This is a genomic window from Rhodococcoides kyotonense (assembly GCF_001645385.1).
GTDB lineage: Bacteria > Actinomycetota > Actinomycetes > Mycobacteriales > Mycobacteriaceae > Rhodococcoides > Rhodococcoides kyotonensis_B.
Genome location: NZ_LVHI01000013.1, coordinates 86,085 through 95,711, shown reverse-complemented (window position 1 = coordinate 95,711; position 9,627 = coordinate 86,085). Strand labels below are relative to the sequence as shown.

The following is a 9,627-nucleotide window of genomic DNA, read 5'->3' as shown; positions in this document are numbered from 1 at the left end:
CGCTACCGAGGTTGATTGCCGGAGAGGACGAAGAAGCCCTCGCCCCACTCGACGAGACGATCGGCGACACCGCTGCCGACGTGCTGCCTCCCGAGTTCGCGGATCCGGACAACCTCCCGGCCTTCGCCACCGTTGCGGGAGTCGACGCAGCGACACCGTCGATACCTCTGGGCAGTGACGCCGACTACCTCGCCTCCCTCGACGCACTCGATGCGCCGATGGAGTACGACGACGCCCCACCGCCGGAGTACGACGGCTACGACAGCGAGCCCGAGGTTGTCGAGCCCGACGGCGACGAGGCCGGCGAGGTCGATCCGTACGCGGCGATGCTCGAGCACGCGAGAGTTCTGGTGTTGCCGTACCCGACGGTCACCGCCGACGAACGAGTCCGACTGCTCACCGCGGATGTCGACGCCGCGAAGGCCGAACAGCAGGCGTTACGCGCGCGGATCGCTGATGGCACCAGCCCCACACTGTTGAACGCGGCCGCGATGCTCGACGAGCTGCAGGAGCGAGCAGACCGGCAACGCCCCGCTCGGATCGCGATGCTCGACGCCCGCCAGGACTGGATGGACACCGAGTTCGAGGCCGAATCGCTCTGGCACCGGATCGACACCGTCGTCCGGCCCGCTGTCGCCGCCGACGTGGCAGCGGCCGGGGACGACGACGATGCCCGCGCGCTCGCTGCGCGTGGTCTCGACTGGGAGATCTGGCGCGCCGGGTTCGCCGACGACGCCGCTACCGCCGCCCGCACCCACGCGCAGGAGGCAGCGGCCGAGTACGAGCGCGTCACCGCCGCCGACGGAGGAGAGGTCACCGCCGTCGACGTCACCACCGCACGCCTGGCGGCCGAGAGCGTCGACCTCGCTACTCTCGCCGAGCTCAAGGCCGACGTCGACCGCACCGAGGCGATGCTGTGGCGGGCCGAACAAGCCGCGATGCGTGCAGCGGTGACCGACACTGTGATCCCGTCGACGCGGGTGCAGCCTTCCGTCGAGGTCGTCGACGCACCTGAAGTCGAGACAGTGGAACACCTCGAGCACGAAGCCCCGGCCCCGACAGAGCTGGTAGTGGAAGACGCCCCCGAGACCGCCGCCGTCCCGCGACCGGTGCTTTCGCCTGCCGACGCCGCGCTGCTGGCGAAGATGGAACAGGACCCGATCCGGCTCGTACCGGATGCCGAGCTGGCCGCGTTCGTCGACCGCGCCGGACGAGGCCGCGCCGAACCGACCGTCGTCGCGGACACAGAGAAGCTGTACGCCCGACTCGACGAGCAAGCAGCAGCGATCGCAGCAGCCCGCGAACTCGCAGCCGAACTCCGCCGAGTCACCGCGCAATACGAGGCTGCACGCAGCGAACACACGATGCTCACCGAGCAGCTGTCGGCCGCGAAGCGACGCGAACGCAAAACCCTCAAACCCGCAGCCGCCGACGCACGTCTACGAGAAGAGCGCCTCGCCCGCCAAGTCCAAGACACTCAACGCGCCGCCCACGACGCCGCCGGACGAGTCCAGGCCGACACCAGCGAATGGCCTGCGATCGTTCACCGCGCGACCGATCCGGATCGGCGCTCCGCTGATCTGGCCGCCGCGACCGTGTTCGACTCCGCTGTCTCGGAGCGCAATCGTCGCAGCAGAACAATGTGGGTCGGTGGGCGGCAAGCAGACGCTGAACGCCGTGCTCGGGCGGCGGCGAATGCTCCACAACGCCTTGACGCTCCGGCCATCTCCGGAATCACGGACCGCAAGAGCAATGCTGGGACACCACCGGTGGACCTCGACCAACGTCCACGCGCACTGGTATCTCCGACGAAGACCGTCAAGCCAGGTGCGAATTCTGACCGCGGTGTTGGGCACGGACCGCTCGATGCAGGGATAGAACCACATCGAAGCAATGACCTCGAACAGGGCTTGTAAGCACTGCGGTTGTGTCTCGTTCCGAGTAAGGAGAAGCGACGCCTCGAAGGCTCGATGCCGCCCTTTCGTCACGAGAACCTATCCGCACGACCCTCTAAGCGCTTCGAGTCGAGGGCTTGGCAGACTGCTCCATGGGCTGTCAGAAGAACCCGTAGGTTTTCGTGTTGACGTCGAATCCATGCCCAGAAACGTCGTGTCTACAGCGAGCGCCACCGGTGTCAGGGTCGAAGGCGCACGTCATTCCGTACGCCGTCATGGTCTGGCCATAGTCAAACCTCGTATCTCGCATGGTGTTTCGGTCCTGCATGTGCGAGTTGCCGCCGGAATCGAGCAGTAGGCCGGTTTCGCCGTCCGACCCCACTTTGATGAGTCGAGCATCGGTGTCGGTCGACAGAGGTTCGCCCAGTGGTGGTGAGCAGAATGCACCAGTCCGCGAAATCGTGCAGTAGTAATCGCCGCTGGGACTGGACAATTGGCAGATCCCGGTGCTGGCACACGCACCCGGCGAGACGGGAATGCCGGCGAACAGATCGTCGGTCTGCGCCGGAGCGTCCGGCGTAGGCGTCCGAGAAGCCTGCGCCGTCGGCCCGGCGTCGGAGCCGGCGACGCTATCTGGCCGGGGGCCATCAGTAGTGCAATTCTGCCGCTGGTACTGCGTGAGACCGCCACCGTTGGTGGCCGTCGGGTAGCTGTACGAACGCGGGTAGACGATTACCTCGGGGTTCGGTGTCCAACCCGCGGAGAGTGGCGGGTACGCAGCGAGGTCGACGGTGAAGGAAATGGTGTTGCCCAGCGTATCTGCGGACTCTACTGGGATGGTGATGCTCTCGGCCGGGGTGTCGTCCGCGAATTCCGATCGTCCGGTGACCGTCCATTGACCGTCGACGAAGTTCGGCTCTGCATCCTCTCCCCGGGAAATCGACAGGTTGTAGTTGTCGTCCCTGTCCGGGTCTTTGCTCTCGTCCAATCCGCCGGGGAAGATGAGAGCAGTGAAGTCCATGCTGCCGGCCTCGTCGAAGAGCTGTGTTGCGGGATATCCAGGCATCGGTACACGACGGGGGGCGGGCGGCGGAGTATCAGCGAAGCTGATGACGACCTCGATGCGTTGTGCGTCGAGGTGTTCCATCCGAACCGATTGCGCGAGCACTGGGTCCGGTGCCTGCGCATCGACTATTCCGGGAGCAGGGTATTCCTGCGGCACGGACACACAGTCCAGCGTTCGCGGGAAGCTGGACAGGTCAAGTGAATTGCCGCGATCGGATCGCACCACGAGTGCAATGGTCGCGACGGCTACAACGAGGACTACAGCGACAAACGCCGCAACTATCCAACCCCGCGTGTTTTTCCTGGCCGAGTGCGATCGGTCCGAAGGTAGAGCGCCCATGGCCACAGAGTGCCATGCGGCTGGTCGATGTTGGACGAAATGACTCCCAGCTCTCTGCAGCGGGCAACACTTGGACCAGTGAAATCAGCATCGATCCGAAGGCCATCGCCAGATTGTGCGCGCGAATCGTTACTCCGATTAGCCGATACCGGATCAACGTCCCGGCGTCTAATTTGGAGCGTCCACGGCACCTCGAAGGAGAATCCATGAAAATGCGGAGTCGATTCAGGACAGCGGTTGTCACCGCCATGTTGGCAGTGGTTGTTTCCGCTTCTCTGCTGGTAGGAATGGCATCTCCCGCGGGGGCTGCCACAGTGCGACCAGGTGCGCAGTCGTTTCAGGTGGACATCCTTCTGGATAAGTACGAAACCGAAAAGGCAGCAAAGAGCTTCTGGGGCGCTACCGTCATCTGCGCCCAGATCGGTTTGCCGGGATGGGTTACTATCGCCGGCGTCTGCCAAACAGCAGTGTCAGTGTGCGCTGCCAGGGCTTACACCGCGAGCCCACGAAAGAATGCCGGTATGACAATCGGTAGGGGCGGCGGATTCTGGTGCTGGAGGTACTAGCCGCCACTGGACGCTGCGAGGTGCTGAGCCCCAGGTTTCGGCTCAGCGTCCCCCGCAAATCCATGCCGCGATTACGGTCCGTCAACAATTGTTGACGGACCGTAATCGCGAGCGGCGCAGTTCGTCGACTAGCTGTCGAGGCCGTACCCGTTGTCAGGTTCGTGACCCGGCTCCGGCCCCTCACGCTCGGTGCCCTTCCACGGCTTGGCCGGCCCCGGCCCATCTTCTACTGCGCGGAGGAAGTGTCCGGGCCGAGTCGATGTGTCGCCCGATTTCAGATGTTCGCTTCCTCCTGCGGTCTGCGCGCTCGCATGTTGAGCAGCAACAGCTTTGGCGTGCATCATGGCCCGCACATCGTCGGCGCTTCCCATTCCGAGATCTTCGACGAGGGCTTTGGTGGGGTTGAGCATCAGCGACCACTTCGGCTCGCGGCCCTTCTCTGCAGCACGTTCCGCGCGGGCAGCGTCCCGTGCAAGGGCTTCGGGGCTGGTTTCGGCGTCCTTGATTTCTCGCCGCAATCGGGAGACTTCCTCCGAGAGATCCTTGAGCTGCACTGCTTTCGGAAAATCGGACAGCTCGACCAGTTCGAGATCGTCGAGGCGTTGCTCGTCTCGATCGAGTGAGCGCTCGGCCTTCGCAAGGTCGGTGTCGACGGTGTAGGCCATGTTCTCCACCCGCGTGAGCAGCCCGAGTGAATGTTGGCTGCGCTCCCCGTCCCCGATCCTCGGATACAGATCGTGGGCTTCGATCACTTTCGTCGACGAACCGAGACCGGAGAACGAGAGATACAGCGCACTGTCCTGCATGGAGCGGGACGCCTCGATCGGGAATCCGCTCATCTCGGCGACCACCATCGTCTTGGTCAATCCTTCGCCCTTGAGGGCCTGGTAGGTGCCCTGCAAAGCGTTGGCCATCGCGTTCGCGGCGTCGCTGCGGGTGTCGTAGAACTTCCCGCGGATGGTCATTCCGGGCCACTGCTCGACCTCGCGCCGGCCTTTGAGCACCGGTGCTGCTTCTTTCAATCCGGCGACCCGCTGGCGTGCGCGGGGCACTTCGCGGCGCAGCCGGTCGCGGTCGCGTTCGATGGAGCGTTGCTCGGCGAAATGCGAATCCGCTTCGGACTGGAGCTCCTGGAGCTGGGAGTCGAGTTCGATCTGCTGGATGTAGCGATCGTCGCCGGTGGCCAGTGCTTTGGTCATGGCCGAGTTCTCGGCGAGCGAGTCGCTGTCGAGGTCGACCACGCGGCGCATCGAGCGGTCCGCTTTCTTGAGCTGTTCGATGAAGTGGGCCTTGCGGTGCACGGTCTGCCACATCACGGTGTCGAAGGTCTTCTCTGCGACGTAGTTGAACACCTTCACGTGCGCGTTCTGGTTGCCCTGCCGGATGATTCGGCCCTCTCGCTGTTCGAGGTCGGCCGGTCGCCACGGCACGTCGACGTGATGCAACGCGATCGCCCGGTCCTGGATGTTGGTGCCGGTGCCCATCTTCTCGGTGGACCCGAACACCACCGATACCCGTCCGGTGCGGCACATCTCGAACAGGCGGGCCTTCTCCGACGGCTTCGGGTAGTCGTGGACGTAGGCGATCCGGGCGGGCTCCATTCCGCCGGCGAGCAGCTCGTCGCGGATCCCGTCGTAGATCGACCACGACCCGTCGGCTTTCGGGGTGGATCGGTCACAGAACACGATCTGCAACGCACCCGGTGTCGGGTGCGGTTCACCGGAGGCATCGAGGTAGGTGTTCTCGCTGGAGTTGTTGTGCACGTCCAGGATTCGTTGCGCGACGATGTGGGCGCGGGAATGCTCCGGTGGTGCCGGATCGAGGTGCGCGACCCTGGGGTCGAGGGTGGCGTTGCGGCCGTCGTTGGCGACCTTGAGCGCATTGTCGAGATCCGGACGTTTCGCGTCGGCGTGATCGGCGCGATACCCCAGGTCGGCGATGAAGTCCTGCACCTCGAGGGCCGGGGTGAACGTGACGTCGGTGTTGCGGCCACCGTCCTTGACGGGCAGGTTCGCCGGCACCTGATCACGGGTGACCGCGTCGGTGTAGACGCTGGTCATTCCGATGAGATCACCGACGTTGGTGAATTCGCCGACCCGGGTCACTGCCCGCAGTCTCGATCCGGACGAGTTCAGCTCGACTCGTTCGACGGTGTCGGTGAATGTTGCTCCCCAGTCGTTGATCGTGGACACCCCGGCGTCCTCGAGGAGATCCGGACGCAGGTAGTGCTGCATCACCCACAGCTCCGCGAGGGAGTTCGCGACCGGGGTGCCGGTGGCGAACGTGGCGACCCGCTCGATGTACTCCTCCGGCGGGATGCCCTTGGTGATCGCCTCTTCGCGGCGCATCGACCGCAGATAGTTCAGCTTGAGATCCATGTCGGTCGCCCGGTGCGAGCCGGAATTGGCAAGCTCGGTCACACCGGAGGCGCGCGCCAGGTTCTTGAACTCGTGGGCTTCGTCGATGAACAGGTAGTCCGCACCCGACGCCTCGAACGTGAGCCCCCGATCCTTGCCGGCCTGTTCGAGGGCGGTTTCGAGCCTTTCTTCGAGCTTGGCCTTCATCGCTTCGAGCCGCTTCTTGGTCAGACCTTCGTCGACGTTGCCGAGTTCGTCGTCCAGCTCGGCGACCTGCCCACGAATGTATTCCGCTTTGGTACCGGGGTCGACACCGATCGAGGAGAACACCGACCGCGGCACGATGACCATGTCCCAGTCCTGCGAGGCCGACTGCGCGACGAGCAATCGGCGCCCCTCGGCGTCGGTAGCGGCGGATCCGGAGAGTATTCGCGCCCCGGGATACCACTGGCCCGCTTCGCGGACGACCTGGTCGATGATGTGGTTGGGCACCACCACCCACGGCTTGTTCGCCAACCCGAGGCGTTTGAGCTCCATCGCGCCCATCAAGATGGTGCCGGTCTTGCCGGCCCCGACGACGTGATCGAGCAGCACCGTCGGCTCGGAGACGATCCGCGCAGCGGCATCGCGTTGGTACGGGTACGGCGAGTACTTGTCCCCGAGACCGGGGAGGGACATATGTGCACCCGAATGCACCGGTGCGACAAGCGAATTGAACTTGTCGTTGTAGATGTCGAGGAGCTGCTCGCGGCGCACCTCGTCGGCGTGCAGCGCCCACTGCCCGAACTCTTGTGAGAGCCGCCGGGCCTTCGATTGCGCGGCGCGGGTCGCAGCATCGTGGATTGCGCCCGCGCCAGCACGATCACGGAACTCCTTCGAGCTGGTGATCTCGACGGTGTCGCTGTTGAGCAGGTCTTGGAGAAGCTCTTTCCATGTGTAGTCCCCAGCGCGCATCCCGGCGTTGGCGATCCCGCGGTCTTCGGCGGGACGGTGCTCGAAGTTGAACTTCGTCGACCATGCGTGACGTTTGGGCATCAGTGCCCACTTGAGGTCCTGCTCGTTGCTGCCAGGGTAGTGGCCGACAGATACCTCCCAGCGCCCCGACGCCCGTTCGATGGTCACCGAGACATCGCTCGGCACCTCGAACGTCTCGCGGACGAACTGGGTGTAGGTCTCGATCGGCACCCACGGGGCACCGAGGGAGACATCGACATCGGTCTTGCGCGGCGGGATGACCGCGGTCAATGCGTCGACGTTCGCCTGGTAGCGGGGATCGAGCGCGGCGATCTCTTCGGCGTCGGCGAGTTTGGTGCGGACATTGCCCGACAGATACCTCGACGATGACACCCACCGGGTCGGATCGGTCAGCGTGCGGAAGGCCCGCCCCTCCATCTGTGTTTCGGCCTGCTCGACGGTCGTTCCGAGCAGCTCGGCGATCCGTCCGACGTCCAGACGCGCCTGCTCGTCGAGACTGATGGCCATCGCCTCGTCGACGGTCTCGGCATAGTCCCGCAACTCACGTGAATGCAGAACGTCGGTGTGGAAGATCGCCGCCTTACGGGCGGTCATCGTCTCCTCGTCGAAGTGTTCGAGCGCGAACACCGGCGCGAACGTCGGATCGGTGCGTAGCGCTTTGCCGAGGTGGCTTTGGAGCTTGGTGGGCTGTCGGGGGTTGATCCACGCATCGTCGGACAGTCGGTCGTAGACGTCTTCGGGGATCTCCCCGGCGTACGGGTCTCCGGCGACCCCTTCGTCCTTACGCCAGGTGTCGATCAATTTTGTCAGAGCGGCGTCGTGCTGGGCCTCGGTGAGGTCTTTGGGCACGGTCATCGCGAACCGGTTGATCCAGCCGTAGCGGGCGACGTAGGCGTCGTACTGCTCACCCAGGATCTCCCGCAAGGCTTGCCGCTGCCCTGGACTGGTAGCAGCGTTCTTCTGCGACTCGATCAACGCGCGGGTGGTGTCGCGCAGGGCCAACAGCTCGCCCCATTCCGCCACCTGCTTGGCTCCGCGGGTGTTCACCGGCTCCCACTCCCGAGAGTTCCAGCATTCGATCGTGTTCGCCTGGTCGTCGTGGCGCAGTGTTCCCACAGCCAGATCGTTCTCGGCGGGGCCGCGTCCTGCTGCGAGCAAACCACGCTCGAAGTCCTCGCGGGTCGGGCCGAGGGTGTCGCGCCACGACGCGGTGTGTCCGAGACCGTCAGCTTTCGCGGCGTCGACGATGACGCCGAGCCGCTCTTCGACCAGCGCCGGGAGATCGACGCCGTCGTGCGCTGCGACGGACAGAGTGTCGCCCCCGTACATGCCGTGCCCGACCCTCAGCTCACCGAGTAGCCATTCGGGGTGATCGGTGTAGACGGCGTTGATCGGCACGCCCTTGTCCTCGCCGGCATCATCGAGCGCGGTCGCGTTGTCGAGCTGCAGAAACCGCTCGGTGAGCAGCGCCGGCTTCTTACCGTCCTCGCGGCGACGCAACACCAGAATGTCGGTGACGACCTCCGTCCCGGCCACACGCCGGAACGCGGTGGACGGCAACCTCACTGCCCCGACGAGGTCGCCGAGGGCGGCGATGTCGCGGCGGGCTCGCTGGTTCTGGGCGTCGAGGGTGTAGCGGGAGGTCAGAACGGTGACGTACCCGCCGGGTGCGGTCATCGCCAACGATTTGACGATGAAGTGGTTGTGGATCGAGTGCTTGGCCTGATTGTGGACCGGGTCGTAGAGCCGATAGTCGCCGAACGGGACGTTGCCGATCGCAGCGGTGAACGATGACTCCGGTGCGGTGGTCTTCTCGAATCCTTCGCCGCGGATCTGCGCCGACGGATTCAATGCCGCGGCGATCGCAGCGGTGGTGGCGTCGAGCTCCACCCCTACCATCTGCGCCGATGCCGGAGCGTGAGCGATGAACGTCCCTGCCCCGCAACCCGGTTCGAGGACGCGGCCACCGGTGAACCCGGCCCGAATGGTGGCCTGCCACATCGCCGCGGCAATAGCGGGGTCGGTGTAGTGAGCGTTGAGAATGGTCCGCTGCGCCTGCGCCCACGCGGTGTCGTCGAGCAACGTGCGGACCTGCTCGCGTTCGGTACTCCAGTCGTCGCGGCGCGGGTCGAAGACCTGCGGGGTCGCACCCCAACTCGACCAGCGCGCCAGGATCGCTTGCTCGTCGGCGGTGGCGTAGCGATCCTGCGCAGTGACGACGGCGAGGGTGCGTAGCGCGTCGATGTTCGCCGCCACCCTCGCCTTCGCTCCGGACGGCACGAGAACCTCTGTGCCGGGACGGAAGTCGACGGGCTCGACGTTCCACAGTCGCTCGGCGACCGTCTGCGTGTCGACCGTCATGCCTTCGGCTGTGTCCGGGGCTGCGGTACTCGGGTCGACTGCGGGGGAGTCGGACTCTGCAACGCCTG

Annotated in this window: 2 protein-coding genes and 1 pseudogene; 1 reads left to right on the top strand and 2 read right to left on the bottom strand. The window is 65.1% G+C overall.

Features of this window, described 5'->3' with window-relative positions; genetic code table 11:
* Positions 1–1,916: pseudogene (locus tag A3K89_RS25990) on the top strand (hypothetical protein); the annotation flags it as partial.
* A 139-nt stretch (positions 1,917–2,055) separates the two neighbouring features.
* Here the strand turns inward: A3K89_RS25990 and A3K89_RS12915 are convergent.
* On the bottom strand, positions 2,056–3,117 hold the full coding sequence (locus A3K89_RS12915) for a hypothetical protein (protein ID WP_167674293.1): 1,062 nt from the start codon (positions 3,115–3,117) through the stop codon (positions 2,056–2,058).
* A gap of 877 nt (positions 3,118–3,994) precedes the next feature.
* Complete coding sequence (locus tag A3K89_RS12910; protein WP_442978239.1) at positions 3,995–9,559, bottom strand: helicase-related protein; 5,565 nt, start codon at positions 9,557–9,559, stop codon at positions 3,995–3,997.
* Positions 9,560–9,627: the final 68 nt, after the last annotated feature.

Excerpts from the sequence above, each read along its gene's own strand:
- A3K89_RS12910 (WP_442978239.1), bottom strand. The coding sequence starts at position 9,559 with ATGACGGTCGACACGCAGACGGTCGCCGAGCGACTGTGGAACGTCGAG.